Genomic DNA, 18064 nt, shown 5'->3' with positions numbered 1-18064 from the left:
CCATTAAACCTTAATTATTAATGCATATGAAAAGGCTGTTCATCATCTTCTTTCTAAATATTTTAGTTCAAGCTGTGGTTGTAGCACAAGATGTTGCGCAAATCGCAAAGCAAAAGCCTTTTGCTTTAAGTGGCAGTTTGGGCATAGGTTTAGGTACTTATAATGTAAAAGGGATCCCCGCTAGGCAAAGAGATTTTAACTATATTTTTAATGGGGCACCCACATTGTCGTTATATGGGGTTTCTTTTCCGTTCTCGATAGTAGTTAGTGATCAGCAACGAAGCTATACCCAGCCTTTTAACCAATACGGCATTAGCCCAACCTATAAATGGATTACCGTACACGCAGGTTGGCGTAGTTTAGAGTTTTCGCCTTTTACTTTGGCAGGACATAATTTTTTGGGAGGAGGCATAGAACTTAATCCTGGGAAGTTGAGACTGGGTTTTATTTATGGAAGATTTAATAAGGCAATAGAGGAAGACCTTAATCAACCACTAGCTTTGTCACAGCAACCTGCCTACAAACGTACAGGCTATAGTGCTAAAATTGGATTGGGAACGGAGCGTAACCACGTTGATGTAATCTTTCTGAATGCAAAAGACGACCCTAATTCTCTTACCCAGCCCATTACTTCGGGCATCTTAAATCCATCAGAAAATATGGTGCTAGGGATTTCATCTAAGTTCAGTTTCTTGAAAAGATTTGTATTTGATATGGATGTTGCGGGAAGTATCTATACCAGAAACGTATTATCAGATACCGTTAAAAACTTAAAACTAGACAAAGTAGATTTTATTAAAGATTTAGTGACGCTTAACTCCTCAACGCAGCTACTGACCGCAGGACAAACTAGTATAAGCTATAATGCTACTAACTATAACATCAAATTAAAGTATCGCAGGGTAGACCCCGATTATAAAAGTATGGGAGCATATTACTTCGAAACCGACGTACAAAATTATACAATAGAAACCATGGTAAGGCTAATGAAAGGACGAATGCAAATTGGAGGTAGCTTTGGCTTGCAGAATGATAATGTTTTAAAAGATAAAGCAATTCGTTCCAATCGAAAAATAGGCTCATTAAACATCTCTTATAATAAACCGAGTTATGGTATCGATTTGAGATATACCAATTTTGGCATTACACAAGATCGTGGTCTAAACCCAATCATCGACCAGTTTCGAGTGGCAAGAACCAACCATAATTTAAGTTCATCATTGAGATATAACATCAATAATGAGCTAGTGTCTCATGGTTTTATATTGATAGGCAATTTACAATCGCTGGTGGACTTGAATAGTTTTACTAGACCAAATAGTCAATCTGATAGTAAGATGCTCAACTTTTCTTATCAGTTTGGTTTGCCCAAGAAATATTTTGGTGCCAGTGCTAATGTAAGTTACACCACGGCCGAGATGAGTGCTGGGCGCTCTGTTTTCTACGGTCCAACCCTAGGCATCAACCAAGCACTGGCCAAGGGGAAACTTGGATTGGGCGCATCTGCCAGTTACCAGTGGCAAAAAAATAACGGGCAAAATGTTGGGAACATATTCAACGCAAACTTTAACAGTACTTACCAATTCAGTAGACGTAATGCAGCCAATTTTGCACTTATTTATTTAAAAAGTAATGCTGAGGATATGGTAATGCCATCATTTAATGAACTAAGATCAAACCTTGGCTTAGTGCACAGTTTTTAATGCAAAATCATCAATATTATGACCAATTTTTATCATTTTATAGCCAATATTAAAAAAGCAGCAATTTTATTGTTGTTGATGATTTTTGTATTAGGAAAGTCGGATGTTTTAGCACAAACACCAACTGCGCCATCTGTAAATATTACGGTTACTATTTCACCCCCGTATTCCCCATTCTATTCAGATTATGCAGGTCCAAATGCTTCTAAAGTATTATTGATTGTCCAAAATTTAACAGCCACACAAAAAAATATCAAACTAGCTGGAGAATTGGTGGGCGATAACGGTATTAAAATCTCAACAAGATCTAACTATGTGCCTTTACAACCAATAGTGTTGGCGCCAAACGAAACCAAACAACTTAATGGTTTGGCGTTAAAAGATATTTTCGATTTAAATAGCTTAAATGTTTATGGTGTAGATAAAGTAAAAATAGTACAAACCTCCCGGCTACCCGAAGGCAATTATAGCTTTTGCATAAGAGCAATAGATATGGGCAGCAATCAGGTGCTATCTGCCACAGCACCTATGGGCTGCTCATCGCTGAGCATTATTTATCCAGATGCGCCAGTTTTAATTAACCCGCTTGCCAATACCACTATACCAGCACTTACAGGTCAGCCCTTTGTTTGGATGAGTAATTACCCGCAAGCAGGTATCGCTTACAGATTTCAGCTTGCAGCAATGCCTCCTTTGGAAAGAAAAGACCCTAACCAAATTTTAAATTCTACTTCGTTATTATTGGTTGATAGAGATGTTTATACTAGTACGAGCACCATATTACAACCGTCGGAAGCCGCTTTGCTAGCGGTAGGGCAGCGCTACGCATGGCGGATTAAAGCCTATGATCCTGCTGGTAAAATTGTATTTAAAAATAATGGGGTAAGTACGGCTGCCGAATTTAGGTATGGCGAGAGGGCTTTTGTACCATCATCTTTTACATTAAATACTCCTGAATTAAAAAGAAGGTATAAAGATTTTAACGACTTAAAGTTCGATTGGATATTTACAGATAACAGCTCACAAAACGATAATGTAGGCTTTTATAACGGTATTGCAATGAAGCAAAACTATAGTGCTAATAAATACGAGCTACATGTAATAAGAGTGAAAACGCCTGAAGAAAAAAAGGCAGATAGTGTATCGGAAGCCGCCGCGAAAAAAAGGGCGCTTAGAAGCATGAATGCTGCGCCTGTTAATCCTAAAGACGTTGGTATTGCAGTACCTACTAATACCACAAATATCACCTATAAAACCTCACAACAACTAAAAGACTATTTAAAAGACGAAAACAGTTACGAATGGTATGTGAAAGATGTAGCTAGCGGTACCATTTCCGAAAAACGTCAGTTTACCATAAAATATGAAAAAGCAATTGTTAATTATACCATAGCCTTATCGGGAGGTTTAAAATATAATTTCTATAAAGATTACATTACGGGCAGCGCAAAAAGAAATAAACTACAAGTTAACCCTAACGCCGATATCGCATTAAGCTCAGAGGAGCGAGGTTATCCATTGGCAAATAAAAGTATCCAGATTTTAAAAGTAACCTTATTGGCGCCGAAATATAGGGTAAACAGAAAAATAACGAAAATAGAGAACGGAGCGGAAATAACTAAATTGGAGATGCAAGACAGTGTTGCTTTGGTGAGCGATTTACAGATTTATCCTTACGGAGCTCCCAAATTATCTTCATCAACTGTTATTGCAAGCGGCACTACCGATGCAATGGGCAATTTTAAATTAAACATCCCCATCGATCAATCTAAATTTAAAGTACTAGATCCTAATGTTGTCGTTCCAAACAGAACTGCTCCTTATGCTTTGGTAGAAGGTTTAGTGGTAAGGGTTAATGATAATCGCTTCTCCGATCCTAACTGGTACATCATTCCGAATTCAGATAAAACCAGCCTTACACTTGATGAGCAAACAGTAGAAATATATGGTTACAATGCCAATGTGAAACTACAGTCGAATAGCCAGAGAGATTTTAAAGGCAAAATGTATCTGCTACGCAACGACGACAACCTGTTAAATGGTGAGGTAGGCAACCTAGTTGGCGTAAAAAAGGAAATTCCTACCTATAAAACGGCCACAACTGCGAAGGGTAAAACCGTTGTAGTGGGCAGCAATTTAGCGAGTTATACTGTGGTTGGAGTGAATAACATTGATGCCAAAAACACTGGCGAACTTAATGTTGCATTTACAAAAATGGCAGTAGCAGGTGCTAAAATTAATGATGGTTATACCGTTTATTTCGAACCGAATGATGAACAGGATGGCTTGTATTTTAGTCCGAGATATGTGAGCAATGCACAAGGTAAAGCCACCACTTTTGCCGCTACCGATTTTGCTTATCGTAACCTTACCGAACAAGTAACCTTTGGGCCTAAGTTTATCAGTATGAAGATCTCAGGCAGGTATGTTTATCATTGGAAAAATAGCTATGGTAAAACCAACGCCAAATTGCCGCTTCCTGAAGGTACAACCCTAACCTTGGTTAAAGGAAATATGGTTTCAAAGGATTTTTTTAAAGAAGGTACTATTTTAAAAGATGAAAGGATAATCAATACCACAACTGTTAAAAAAAACGGAGAGTATAGTTTTGATGTAGGTTTAGCAGATTATAATGACTTTAATAGCGCTGGGGCGCACTTGGTGATATTGGTGTCTAGTGATTATTATTTTTCGGAACCTACTTCCATTGAATATAACCAAAAAGAGAACATCATCCTGCCTGAGCTAACAGCAACGGTACGACAGTATAAATATATTTCTAAAGTGGGGTATATGGAGGGAGGACAGCTTGTGCGAAAAGGAGGTTTAGATGTATACCTCTGTCGTAAAATTAAAGATGAGCAATTCTACGCTTCAAATTACTTAGAAAGACCTGTTAATATTGGAGATCCAGATCGTAATTATTTTAAGAAAACCATTATAAATAATGGTGAAAATTATGAAATCATAGATAAAACGACCTCATCAACTGATGCTGGTAAAATGGGAGAATTTGTTTTCAATAGATTAGTGGTTTCTAAAAATGCGAGTGAAAAATATTTTATCATTGCCGAACCAACAAGTACCAGTCAAGATAATTTTGTAACTAAGGATGCTTGGGATCTAACTTCAACCGATAGGATGGAGGGCGCAAAGCAAGGCGCATTTACAAATGATCAGACCATTTTAACCTCAGATTTTAACGTCGGTTTTACCCACATTCCGCTAACACCATTAGTGCCTTACATTGATGGTGCAGTGTATCCAAGTACTAATGCCAGTACAAGTGTATTGTCTGGTGTTTATGTAGAACTGTTTGATATGACTGGTTTGGCAGGTACCGCAAATCATACGCAAATAGCAAATTTTTTAGTAGGTAAAACTCCTGTGGATGACGACATCACCAAAACAAATGGTCGTTTTCTTTTCGAAAATGTAAATGAAAAAGCCAATGGCTGGAAATTATTGCGCTTAACTAAAAAGGGGTTTTTAATTACTTACGTAAAAGTGCAAGAAGGTAAACCTTTGTTAAATGGCCAACGTGGTAATTTAGGTAAAGTTTTCATGGACTTGCCAGTTAATTTATCTGCTTATGTGGTAGATAATGCAGGTAAAAAAATAAGTGCCAGAATTATCGTAGGAGATGATTTTAGTTGGGGCGATTATAATTCACTTTACGTTATTGGTGCTGCGGTGCAATCACCAACGGGGTCGGTTCGTTTTACCATCATTCCTGACGATAGGGTTAATTATAAAACTACTACCGTATATCAAAGTATCACACCATCAAGTAATGTAAATGAAATCAAATACGTCACGCTAAAAGTTGATTACAATCAGCATGTAATCAATGTAAGTTGCAAAATAAAAGGCACCAATAAATATTTGCCAAGCAAGGTAAACGTGCTAAACACAAGCAATTTTACCCAAAGACAATTATCATTTGGTAATCCGTATACCGAAGTACTTATACCAACGGGAGGTTCTCAGTTTGATTTGAGGGTTGTTCCAGATGATGTTAACTATACCATCGCGAAAACTCAGGTACATTCCGATGGAACATCGCCGGTAAGTATCACAGTAGAAGTAGAACCAGCTGCAACCTTAACCATTAAAGCAACTGAGGAGTATATGAAATATGTATCGAATGGTGGCCTTTTTGGAACCTTCGAAAAGGCAACGAGAAAAGCATCTAACTATAATTATTTTATAGATGGGATGGACGATGATGAATATGAAATTGTAAACCCCTATGGTAATGGGCCGCTTGCCTTGGTTACACTTGCCAGTACCGATACCAGGGTCATTAGAAGATTGCCATTAAGTAAATATATTTATGTTGGCATTACTAAAGAAGGCTTTTTGGGCGATAGTAAAAATTGCTATTCTTATGGCGCCAGTACATTATCAGCAACGCTAAACCTAAAAATATCCGATCTGGATATCAAATCCATACATGGCTTTCCTGTGGAGCTCATTGCCGCTGTTAAGCAAAACAATGGGCAATACCTTATTTCGGGTAGATTGGATCCAAGCGCTGGTACAAACACCAATTTAAAAGTAACGCCTGCAACGGGCAAATTGGAATTTTACAAAGTATTGGTCGATGTATTTAAAATTAGTGGTAGAGGCACCGTTGTGGCTCCCGTAAATGAAATGACTTTTGCGCAAAATAGTATTGATGCTAAATTATTTAATAATTATGAGGTGAAAATAATGAGCAAAAACGGGCTCTATTTAAAAGCGGAGCAAGAAAAAGGCAGTATTATGGGTAAGGTAGCTTTAGATTTAACTTCTTTTTCGAAAGGCGTAAGCAATTCTCGCTCTGATTATACTGGCGATAAAAATTACCTTTATCTAAATAAGGAAGATGCGAGTTATACACAAATAGTTGCCCTTCCCGAAACAAAAGTTACGCCTTATTTAAGCACATTTTCTACTGCTAATTCCGATTTACTAGCGGATAAATATGTGGTTTCTACTTTGGCAAAAGAAAAGCCTATATTTTATGGTGCAGACGATATTGCCATTACTCCAGACGGAAAAGTAACGCTAACGAATGCGGGTATTGAATTTACGGGGGTAATTGCTCCAAATTTAGAAGGAGTCTCTAAGTTTGGTTTAGCCACAGCAACTTATACTTTAAACACCAATAGCTTCAATTCATCTAAAGAACAAGCTTTTGTTATTAAACTGCGAGATTGGGAGTTAAGTGTGACCACGTGGAAATATGGTGCAAAAGGTTTTTATACCAATGGAAACTTAGCAGCTCAAGGCTTAACCATTCCTTTTAACGATTTGCAGATCTTTAGCAATAAAATAGGTTTTGGTAGATTTAGTGTAACCAACTTAAAACTATTAGATGCCTTTCCAATTAGCATAAACGGTAGCCAGGCGTTGGTAAGTTTTGGTTATGATAAAGGCTATTCTAAAGAAAAGGCCGCTTGGTCAGTATCAGTTTTGGCTAAGCCATCAAGCGATAAGGAAACTTACCTAGCTGGTTTAAAAGGATTGGATGATTTATTGCCTACCGATGTCATTCAAATTAAGAACATCAATCTTTACGATACAGACAATGAAAACGATACGAGGTTAATTCTCGACGAAAATCAACCGCCAGTTACCTTAAATAAAATTGCCAAATTTAAGCCAGGTACCATTTGGGGAACATCGAAATACCTCACTATTAGGGGCGATTTAAATATGGATATTCCTGGATTTACTGGGCTTGATGCCGTTGTTTACGATTTAACTTATCGGGCAGATGCCAATAAAAACTTAAAGCATGTACACGAAAAGACTTTCACAAACTTAGGTTTAGACACCAAAGGAATGTTAGTGAAATTCTCTGATAAGCCCGAAGACCAAAAGTTCAGTGGTGGAGAATTGTATTTAAAAGGTGTTTTAGTTGATAAAGATCCATCGGCAAGCTACCAAATAGATGTAGAGCTCACTAAAAACAAAAGCGAAACCAAACTTTTCATTCCAACACAAATTAACAATGCAACGCCAAGGGTTTATTTAACTTACAACAATAGCGTCATGAATCACAACGATAGCTATAAAGCAAAAATTGCCAATACCAGTGAAAGCTATTTGGATAAGGCTACTGGCACGAGTAAGGTCACCAATAATGAATGGGATTACTTTACATTTTCAGGTAATCTTACTGGGGCTTCAGGCGTGAATCCATCGCCAATGAGTTTTACCATCAAAGGTGATGTGGTGGCTAATTCATCAAATATCGGGGTGCAAAATATGGATGCGGGAGGGGTTCAGGGTTTGAGTATCGTATATGATTTTAAGGAAAAGGCTTTGATCGGTTCTGGACATGTAAATCAGAAGACAAGCTTTGCTACCCTAGATTTAGATATAGAAATGAAGTTAGGAAGCAGCAGTTGGTACATGTTTAGCAATGGCATAGCCGATGTAGAAAATACGCCTTTTAAGAAAATTGGTATAGGTTTTATGGTGGGTAACTCAACCATTACTCCAACTCAAAAAGCTTCATTCTATAAACATTTTGCAGATAGGGGCCTGCCTCCACAAGCCGATAAAACTTTTGGTGATGTAAAAGGTGTGCTGTTTATCCTGTCAGCGGAAATGCCGATATCAGGTATTCCACAATTTGATTTGCCATTAGAACCCATTGCAAAAATGGAATTTAAGCATGGCTTTTTTGCAACAGCTTATTTTAAAGCTAATTTTTTCGAAGGCGTCGACAATACAAGTTTTACCGTTGGTGGCAGGGTGGGGGCTTTTGTGAAATTAAGTGCAGGCGCCAGTGTTGGCTTGGCTTGCGCTGGGATAAGTTTGGGGGTAGATGCTTATGCAGATTTAATAGGTACTTTATCTCCTTTGACACCTGCGTTTAGTGCAGAGGCACAATTAACGTTCGATTTAAATGGTAGTGCCTATGTAGGTGCAGGTATATGCAACAGTAGCTGTCAAACACCTTGCTGGGATGCTGGATTGTTTGAAGTATGTAGCCCGATACCATGTAAAAAAATCGAATTTAATAAAAAAGTAAAAATACAGTTAGGTGCTGCCATCGAGAATACTTCGTTTAGTGCCAAAGATTTCAAAGTCGATTTCCTATAAAAATGAAGAGTTTAAAAATGAATATCATGATGAGGAGTTTAAAAAAGATATTACCAGCTGTAGTTTCGTTATTTTGGTTAAATGCAAATGCCCTAAAAGAAGTTCCAGCTGCATTTAACGGCTACAAGGGCAATTATATTTATAATATCTTTAAACCAGCCTCAGTAGCCCATCCTGATGGTGAAGTTGTTGGTTTTAGGTTGGATAGAAAAACAGTACAAGAAACCACTTGGCAAACCTTGTATAAATTTAGCACGCCAGCAACTTTTAACGAATTACAAAGTAATTATCAAAAAGCAATAAACAATGCTTTTGAGCATAATCCAATTACTGCGTACAACATTGCAGAGGTTTGGCCTATTTTCAAAATGAAATTTAATTTCGATTCGCTTTCAGTACAACTTACGCAGCAGCCTATGGCAATGGCTTTTAATCTTTTATTGGTTGATACTACCGCAAAAAGAGAAGTGTCATATCAATACAGAGTGATACAACTAAAAGCTGATGGTACCGAAATGGGAAAATATACTTCATTGCCAGTTTCAGCAAATGATAAATTCATCGTTAATAAACCTAAAAAATCAGGGCGAAAAATTACGGGCGAGGTATTTAGAATGGAATGGAAAGCTAAGTTAAGCGGAGAATTGCCTGAAGTATTACTCGTAAAACGAAGTGAAGGAATCAATATTCCCTTTAAAAGACTACTTAATTCGTACAGCATCGAACAAAAGGGCGACAGTGTGATTTATACTTTAGAAGACCAGAATGTAAGTAAAGAAGCGCTTTATCAATACACCATCACACCTGTTAATAGATTTGGAGGTGGTGCAAATGTAGTATCAGATACCATCCAAATCGCCGCTGTAGATTCGCAGTTTCTGATCCCTAAAATTTTTACGGCATCTGCCGATTCCATTAAAAATGCGGTGACCCTCAATTGGTCGTTTATAAAACCCGATTTTATCAGTGTGGTAAATATTTTTCGCTCTACGGCGTATGAAGATGGCTACAAACTGATCAAATCAACTACAGGTTACAATTATATAGATAGAGATATTATTGCTGGACAAAAATATTACTATTATCTGGTGGTGAACGATAGAATAGGCCAAACCACCGAAAGAAGCGTTAAAATTTATGCACTATCTCAAAAGAGCACAAAATCTGAATTACCATCACAGGTAACTGTTTCAAAATCTAAAGAAGGTAATGTCATTTCATGGAGAGATAACGCGGTAGATAGCAGAGGATTTTATGTATACAGAACTAACGAAGTAGCGGGTGCTTTAAAGCCAATAACTGAAATGATTTATGTGGATGCAAAGGCCAAACAAAATTATACTTACACCGATACCGCAACCAACTTATCGGGTAAAATAGGTTATGCTGTTGTGGCCGAAAATTTGAGTAACGTTAGAAGCAATTTTTCAACCATCGTGTATGTCGAGAATCAAAATACAATTACATCCCAGCCAACATTAATTGATATTAATAAAGTAAATGATGGCATTTTTATTTTTTGGAAAGATGAAACCGCCAGTTCAGTTGCTGCGGGCTATAATATTTACAGGAAAGTAGGAACAGGTGCTTATGCGAAAATTAATAGAACGTTGGTATTACCGCTAAAGAACTCTTACAAAGATGTAATACAGCTCAATGATATGGCAGTGGAGTATAAAATTACAAGTGTTAATCTATCTGGAGTTGAAAGCAGCTTTAGCAATGAGCTTGGTACAAACCAATTTGAAATGGTTTACCCGCCCGCAAACCTAAAATCATTTTATAGTGCCGATTTAAAAAGTGTCATGTTACAATGGCAAGCGCCACAAAGTAGTGTTGCCAGTTACGAAGTTTATCGATATGTAAGAGGTAAAGATGCGGTTAAAATTGCAACGCTTAACCATAGCGCATTAAGTTTTAATGATACAAGTTTTGATGCCACGCAAAATAATTACTACTATTTAAAAACGGTGGGAGCAAATGGAAAGGTGTCGCTGCCCTCCAAAGAAACTTATAAAGTTGTTAGAGATAAATGAAAAAACCAAAAAAGTTAAGAGACATTTAACAGCTCTTTCGCATTTTGCAATGCCGAAGCACCTGGATTTTTGCCACTTAACATCTCTGCAATAGCATTTACTCGTTCCTCAGTATCCAATTTCTTAATACCTGTGGTGGTTTTGTCGGCTTTCTCATGTTTGTAAACAAAATAATGCGAATTACCTTTCGATGCAATTTGCGGCAAATGGGTAATGGCCAATATCTGCATGTTTTGTGCTAAGGCATCAATCACCTCGCCAACACGTAGGGCAGTCTCGCCAGAAATTCCAGTATCAATTTCGTCAAAAATAAGGGTAGACAGAGCAGTATGTTTAGCCAATAAAGCTTTAATGGCTAACATTAACCTCGAAAGCTCACCACCCGATGCTACTTTGCCAACAGGAGCGGCTTGTTGCCCCGCATTGGCGGTAAATAATAACTGCACCTCATTCATACCATTATTATTTAGCTGTGCTTGCTCGGTCAAATTAAAACTAATCGAAGCATTAGGCATATTCATTTGCTTTAATGCCGCACCAACTTCTTTTTCAGCAATGACCATCGCTTTTCTTCTGTTGCCATCTAATTCCTTTGCTTGTTGACGCAAATCTTTATTTAGCGCATCAATTTCTTGCTGAAGTTTTTCTAATTGCTCATCGCTATTCAGTAGTGCATTTAGGTTTTGCGAAAGCTGTTCCTGTATCGCTAACAATTCGGCATTACTGCCCACTCGGTGCTTTTGCTGCAAAGCGTAAAACAGGTCTAATCTTTCCTGAATAGTCTCCATGCGGGCAGCATTGTGTTCCGTATTTTCCTCTATCCCGCTAATTTCACTGGCAATATCCCTTAACTCAATCAACGTAGATTTTAATCTTTCGTTGATTTCCGCAATCGCTGGATCAAATTTTTCAATGCTATTCAGTTGCAAACCAGCTTCCTTGACAAGGTTGATCGCAGCAGTTTCGCTTTCGCTAATCAAGTTGGCACTTGCAATTAAAGAACGTTTGATGCTCTCCGCATGGGTGAGCTTTTCCAGCTCCTGCTCCAAATGCTCTTGCTCATCTTCCTTTAAAGCCGCTTCTTCCAGTTCGTTAAATAAAAACTGTTCGTAATCTTGCTTCTTCTTAGCTTCTTCGGTTTGCTCAGTCAACAAAGCAAGTTGTTTTTCAGTTTGTCTCAGTTGTCTAAAACCTTCTTTATAGCTTTTAAGTAAGGACTGATGATTAGCCAATACATCCAGAATCAATAATTGAAAATCTGCATTGCTAATTTCTAACGTAGCATGTTGAGAGTGGATCGCAATCAAATTTTCTCCAATCAGCTTTAACGTTGCTAAATTTACAGGCGTATCATTTACAAACGCTCTAGATTTACCATCAATGGCAATCTCTCTACGCAGAGTTGTTTCCTGTTGAAAATCTACATCATTATTTTCAAACAGTGATTTCAGTTGTTCGTCTGCCAGAAAAAAACTTCCTTCAATCACACACTTTTTATCTTGGTTAAAAAAGTATTTACTTTCTGCCCTTTGCCCTAGAATAAGTGATAAAGCCCCTAAAATGATCGACTTACCAGCACCAGTTTCACCCGTAATGATGTTTAATCCTCGGTCAAAATCAATTTCTAGGGTATCAATTAAAGCGTAATTGCGTATCGAAAGTTTTTGTAGCATATCTCCCGCTAAATTAAGAAAACAACAGGCTTAAAAAAATTAATGCTCATAGATAATTTATTGGCTTGAATTTGAGTGTATTTCAGATTTTATTTTGATAATGGTGCAACGTTGTGAAATGTTTTACGTCTGATGGGATGAACGATGCAAAACTTTTTTGCTGACCAAACAAAAACACACAATGAGCAGATCCTTTTTATTTTTATGTAGTTTGATGCTTTGCATCTTTTTTAACGCTACCGCCCTCAAAGCACAAGACAAAGCAGTGCAGGTAAAAGGTGTTGTCATCGACAGCCTTACTCAAAAACCTGGAGAATATTTTACCATCGCACTTAAAAAAGACTCGGTAGTCGTTAAAAGCGTCATTTCCGATGAACAAGGAAAATTTTCTTTTGCAGCAGTAAACCCAGGTCCATATACATTAATTGTAGGTTCATTAGGCTATAAGTCTAAACAAATTGCCATAAAAGTTGGTAACGAAACCGACTTGGGCAAAATTTTAATGAAACCACAGGGGAACGACTTGAATGAAGTTTCCATTGTGGGCAGTAAGCCTATTATTAAGCAGGAGCCAGATCGTATTGTTTACGATACCCAAGCAGATCCAGAAAGTAAAGTGCTTACCGTGTTGGATATGATGCGCAAAGTGCCATTATTGTCGGTAGATGCCGATGATAACGTAAAGCTAAAAGGAACAGGTAATTACCGTATTCTTATCAATGGTAAACCATCAGGGATATTAACCAGAGATCCAAAGGAATATTTAAGAAGCATGCCTGCCAATGGGGTACAGAAAATTGAAGTGATTACCACGCCACCATCTAAATATGAAAGTGAAGGTTTGGCAGGTTTAATTAACATCATCACCTCTAAAAAAACAGATAATGGTTACAACGGAAACGTAAATATGCGTAACCAATTTCCAGGTGGTCCTAGTGGTAACGCAAACTTCACCTTAAAACAAGGCAACTTTGGTGTAAATGCTTATGGTGGTACTGGCGTATGGAGAGTAAAGGGCATTAGAAACATCGACCGTAGAACTGGTAGAGGAACGGCTGAAGGTACTAGCCTTTATTCTGAAGGTCTACAAAAAATTGATAACCGTTGGGGCTGGGGTGGCGGTGAGCTGAGCTATGAAATTGACTCATTGAACCTAATTACCGCAGAAATTAATCCTTACGGAGGTTATAACCAACAAGACTTAAGCCAGATTTTTGACGTTAGGGATACGCAAATAAGGAGTTATAACATGGATAGCAGAACGAGGTACGAGTGGGGAGGAACCGATTATACGTTTAACTATCAACGCGGTTTCAAGGATAAAAAAGAACATTTGTTAACGTTTTCATATAAACTTTTCGATAGTTCAGAGCCTCAGCTTAATGATGTACGTTTCTCTAATGCAGTTAATTTTACAGGAATTAACTATAAGCAAGACAACACCAGCAAGTCAATGGAGCAAACCGCACAGTTAGATTATATTAACCCATTTAAAGTAGTTACCGTAGAAGCGGGAGTGAAAGCAATTTTGAGAAGTGGCAAAAGTAATTTCCAGTTTTTAGAATACAATGCTGCCCAAAATGGTTATGTAATTGATCCAGACCAAACCAATAATTACAGTAATGATCAAGACATTTATGGCATTTATAATACCTATACTTTTAAAGTAAAAGATTGGACTTTTAAAGCTGGAGCACGCCTAGAAGGGACTTACGTAACGGGTAATTTCGAAAGTACTGGCTCAAAAGTAAAAACAGATTATTTTAACCTTATTCCATCTGTTTCCTTTAACAAGAGTTTAAAAAATAGCCAGAGCTTTAGTGTTGGTTATACCCAACGTATTCAGCGTCCAGGTATTTGGGATCTTAATCCTTTCGTAGATAAATCTCGACCAGGTTTCGAATATTTTGGTAACCCAGATTTGAAGGCCGTGTTGAGCAATAACTTTGAAGTAACCTATAGCAATTTTAAAAAAGGTTCACTCAACATAAGCTTAACCTACAATTTTGCTAACAACACACAACAGAGAGTTTTTGAGTTCGCAGAAGCACAAAATATCACTAGGGTAACCTCGCAAAACATTGGTAAAGAAAGGTTGGTAGGTACAAACATTAACTTTAACTATCCTATCACTGCCAAATGGAATTTAAACTTAAGCGGAAATCTTAACTACATCCAATTAGAAGGTTTGATTAACGGTAATCTGACAAAAAATAATGGTGTAACTGGATATGTAAACTTTAATACCAGTTATAAATTTGAAAAGACTTGGAAAGCAAGCGTATCTGTGAACTATGGCGCACCAGACGTATTGTTGCAAGGTAAATCAAACGATTACTACTACATCGGTTTTAGCGGTAGCAAAGACATTATTAAAGATAAATTGACCTTTTCTGCCATGGTGTCGAACCCTTTCAAACAATATAGAGCCTATAGAAACTATACCGAAGGAGAGAATTTTACCCAAGAACGTATCCGTGAGAACATTTTTAGACGTGCAAGTATAGGCTTAAACTGGAAATTTGGAAAGTTCGAAGGATCTATCAAAAAGAGCGAACGTAGTATCAATAACGACGATACCAAGAAATCAAGCAATTAATTTTTGAGTAATACCGAGGCCGGGCGTCATTTACGATGTCCGGCTTTTTTATTGGTAAAGCAGTTTTAGTGCTGAAGTTAATGTTCGTCGGGCCATCCGCTACAATCTTTTTGCTTGTATGCCTGTCATTCCGAGGAACGAGGAATCTACCTATTATGTGCAATAACTTACAGATTCTTCACTAGCGTTCAGAATGACAAGAAAGCAAAAAGGATTTTCGCTGCTATCCCGTTTAAATAACAAAAGGTTTTGCAACTAATAAGACCGTCATCTCGACTTCGCATTCTGACAATTCGGAGTGTCTGTCCCGATTCTTCGGGATAGAAATCTTTGAATACGGTTCTAATCTTCGTTTGGCGCTGTTGCTTTGTCATTCAGAGCGTAACCTGTACCGATTATTCGGTAGCGAAGACCGCCAAGCAGCTACGAAGTAAATCTCAGGACTGTGCAATGTTTACAAGAGATTCCTCCATTCGTCGGAATGACAAAAGGGCTGTGCTTCTAATCTTTGGGGTGGGTATTATTGATAATTAAGTAGGAGCTTTGTTCTTTTGTCATTCAGAGGGTAACCTGTACCGATTCTTCGGTAGCGAAGACCGCCAAGCAGCTACGAAGTAAATCTCAGGACTGTGCAATGTTTACAAGAGATTCCTCCATTCGTCGGAATGACAAAAGGGCTGTGCTTCTAATCTTTGGGGTGGGTATTATTGATAATTAAGTAGGAGCTTTGTTCTTTTGTCATTCAGAGGGTAACCTGTACCGATTCTTCGGTAGCGAAGACCGCCAAGCAGCTACGAAGTAAATCTCAGGACTGTGCAATGTTTACAAGAGATTCCTCCATTCGTCGGAATGACAAAAGGGCTGTGCTTCTAATCTTTGGGGTGGGTATTATTGATAATTAAGTAGGAGCTTTGTTCTTTTGTCATTCAGAGGGTAACCTGTACCGATTCTTCGGTAGCGAAGAATCTCCTAAACTACTCCGCTTCAGCACTATCCTTTGCATACATCTCAGCAATAGCTGGAGCATACTTCTTCTCCACCACACGACGCTTAACTTTTAACGTTGGCGTAATTTCTCCTTCATCAATGCTAAACGGATTACGCTTGATTTTAAAGTGCTTGATCCGTTCAAATTTCGCTAACTCATTACTGATTTTCTTGATATCCTTTTCCATCCAATCGTTGATCTCCTGCTCATCAATAAAATCGCCTTCACGCTGGAAAAACTCTTCTTTCAAGTTAAAAGTCTCCTGTAAAGTTTCCTTGTTCGGAATAATGATGGCCGTAATGTATTCCCGTTTATCACCAATTAAAAACAATTGGTCAATTTTAGGGCTTTTCAAGTAAATGTTTTCTACTGGAGTAGGGTATACGTTTTTACCGTAAGCATTTACGATCATATTTTTCAGCCTGTCCGTAATTTGTAGGTTACCTTTGTAAAAACGACCAATATCACCCGTATGGAACCAGTTATCCTTGTCAATAGCCTCCGCTGTTTCCGCAGGCTTGTTAAAATAGCCTTTCATTACACAGTGACCACGAACAATAATTTCACCTTCTTCACACTCAAAGGCTTCGTTAAAAGTATCGTGAGTCTGTATACTTAACATTTGCTTAGTATCTACATTTTGTATGCCTATTTCAATCCCAGGAATTACACGACCAACAGTGCCATATACCTGTCGGTGATATTCAGTTACCGCCATTACTGGAGAGGTTTCCGTTAAGCCAAAGCCTTCCAATATCTTGATGCCTAAGTTTCCAAAAAACTCACCCACATTTTTAGGTAGGGCAGCCCCACCAGAAATCATGAACTTTAAACGGCCACCAGTTTTCTCTTTAATCTTACTGAAAACCAATTTTTCTGCCAATGCTTTTTTACCGCTCAACACCAATCCAGGGTTTTTGCCCGCTTCCTTTTTCTCTCTGTAGGCACTTCCAGTTTCCAAGGCCCAAGTAAATATCTTTGCCTTTAAACCTCCCGCTGCGGTACCAGATTTAATCGCTTTGTCGTGGATACGCTCTAACAAGCGAGGTACACAGTTCATTATCGTTGGCCTTACTTCACCCATATTCTTGGCCAATAACTCTAAACTTTGAGCAAAAGCAATTTTACAACCTTGTGCACAGCAAACATGATAAGTAGCAGTGCGTTCAAATACGTGAGACAAAGGTAGGAACGAAAGAAAAGTTTCGGTTTCGTCAATCACAGGGATTTGCTCCAGGCATACCTTCACATTCTCTACAAAGTTATTATGAGTTAGCATTACACCTTTTGGTGTCCCTGTAGTACCCGAAGTATAAATCAACGAAGAAACATCCGCTGGTTTTACCTCACTACGCATTTGGTCAATGGTGGCTTTTTCAGTGTCGCTAACAGGTCTGTTTAAAATATCCTGATAATCGATCACTTCAATGTTTAAATCCTCAGGAATTGAAATTTTACCAAAATCTGCAAAGACAGGAATAATGTATTTAAGTTCCTTACAGTTCTCCGCAACTTTTAAGATTTTCTTAAATAAAAATGGATTTCCAACCAAAATCGCCTTAATGCCAGAATCGTTGATGATATAAGCAACTTCCTGCTCAGAAAGGGTAGGGTAAATAGAAACGTTAATCACACCAATTTGCTGTATACCTTGGTCGTAAAAAACATATTCAGGCGAATTTTCTATCATCAAGCCCAATCTGTCGCCTTTAACAATGCCTTTCTCAAGAAAAAAAGCAGCAACAGCATCAGCTTTTGCCAACGTTTCCTTAAATGATATTTCCTCCCATTCAGCCCCTTTTTTATGGATTAGAAAAGTGGTTTCAGGTGTATGGATATGCTGCACAACATTGCGTAATAGCGAAGGTACGGTAGAAAATTCGTTGAATGTTACCATGTTACATTTACTGTTTGGTGGGTTTTAACCGACAATGATAAAGCATTGTAACTAATAATACAAAATG

Annotated in this window: 6 protein-coding genes; 4 read left to right on the top strand and 2 right to left on the bottom strand. The window is 37.9% G+C overall.

All coding sequences use genetic code 11. The annotated features are described in order from the left end of the window. Nucleotides 1-26 precede the first annotated feature (26 nt). From DUT70_RS07910 to DUT70_RS07900, 3 genes are read left to right on the top strand one after another with little or no spacing between them, the layout of a single operon-like run. A complete protein-coding gene (locus DUT70_RS07910; RefSeq protein WP_113646788.1) occupies nt 27-1703 on the top strand; it encodes a hypothetical protein in 1677 nt (558 codons plus the stop codon). 18 nt (nt 1704-1721) lie between these two features. Beyond that, nucleotides 1722-8804, top strand: a complete 7083-nt coding sequence (locus DUT70_RS07905) for a hypothetical protein (RefSeq protein ID WP_113646787.1) — start codon at nt 1722-1724, stop codon at nt 8802-8804. Nucleotides 8805-8806: 2 nt separating this feature from the next. Beyond that, nucleotides 8807-10840 carry a fibronectin type III domain-containing protein gene (locus DUT70_RS07900; RefSeq protein WP_113646786.1) on the top strand — a complete coding sequence of 678 codons (2034 nt, stop codon included), beginning with the start codon at nt 8807-8809 and terminating at the stop codon, nt 10838-10840. Nucleotides 10841-10854: 14 nt separating this feature from the next. On the opposite strand, the gene recN is transcribed toward DUT70_RS07900, so the two are convergent. Then, a complete protein-coding gene (gene recN, locus DUT70_RS07895) occupies nt 10855-12513 on the bottom strand; it encodes a DNA repair protein RecN (protein WP_113646785.1) in 1659 nt (552 codons plus the stop codon). Between the two features lie 181 nt (nt 12514-12694). On the opposite strand from recN, the gene DUT70_RS07890 reads away from it, so the two are divergent. After that, entirely contained in the window at nt 12695-15112 is a 2418-nt protein-coding gene (locus DUT70_RS07890) for an outer membrane beta-barrel protein (RefSeq protein ID WP_113646784.1), read from the top strand. Between the two features lie 974 nt (nt 15113-16086). On the opposite strand, the gene DUT70_RS07885 is transcribed toward DUT70_RS07890, so the two are convergent. Further along, nucleotides 16087-17997 carry an AMP-dependent synthetase/ligase gene (locus DUT70_RS07885; RefSeq protein WP_113646783.1) on the bottom strand — a complete coding sequence of 637 codons (1911 nt, stop codon included), beginning with the start codon at nt 17995-17997 and terminating at the stop codon, nt 16087-16089. Between the last annotated feature and the right edge of the window lie 67 nt (nt 17998-18064).

The sequence above is a fragment of the Pedobacter chitinilyticus genome (assembly GCF_003313385.1).
In the GTDB taxonomy this organism is placed as follows: domain Bacteria; phylum Bacteroidota; class Bacteroidia; order Sphingobacteriales; family Sphingobacteriaceae; genus Pedobacter; species Pedobacter chitinilyticus.
Note: the sequence above shows the minus strand (reverse complement) of the source record. Positions and strands in the feature narration are given on the sequence as shown.

Coding starts and splice junctions, on each gene's coding strand:
- DUT70_RS07905 (WP_113646787.1), top strand. CDS start 1,722: ATGACCAATTTTTATCATTTTATAGCCAATATTAAAAAAGCAGCAATT.
- DUT70_RS07900 (WP_113646786.1), top strand. CDS start 8,807: ATGAAGAGTTTAAAAATGAATATCATGATGAGGAGTTTAAAAAAGATA.
- DUT70_RS07885 (WP_113646783.1), bottom strand. CDS start 17,997: ATGGTAACATTCAACGAATTTTCTACCGTACCTTCGCTATTACGCAAT.
- recN (WP_113646785.1), bottom strand. CDS start 12,513: ATGCTACAAAAACTTTCGATACGCAATTACGCTTTAATTGATACCCTA.
- DUT70_RS07910 (WP_113646788.1), top strand. CDS start 27: ATGAAAAGGCTGTTCATCATCTTCTTTCTAAATATTTTAGTTCAAGCT.
- DUT70_RS07890 (WP_113646784.1), top strand. CDS start 12,695: ATGAGCAGATCCTTTTTATTTTTATGTAGTTTGATGCTTTGCATCTTT.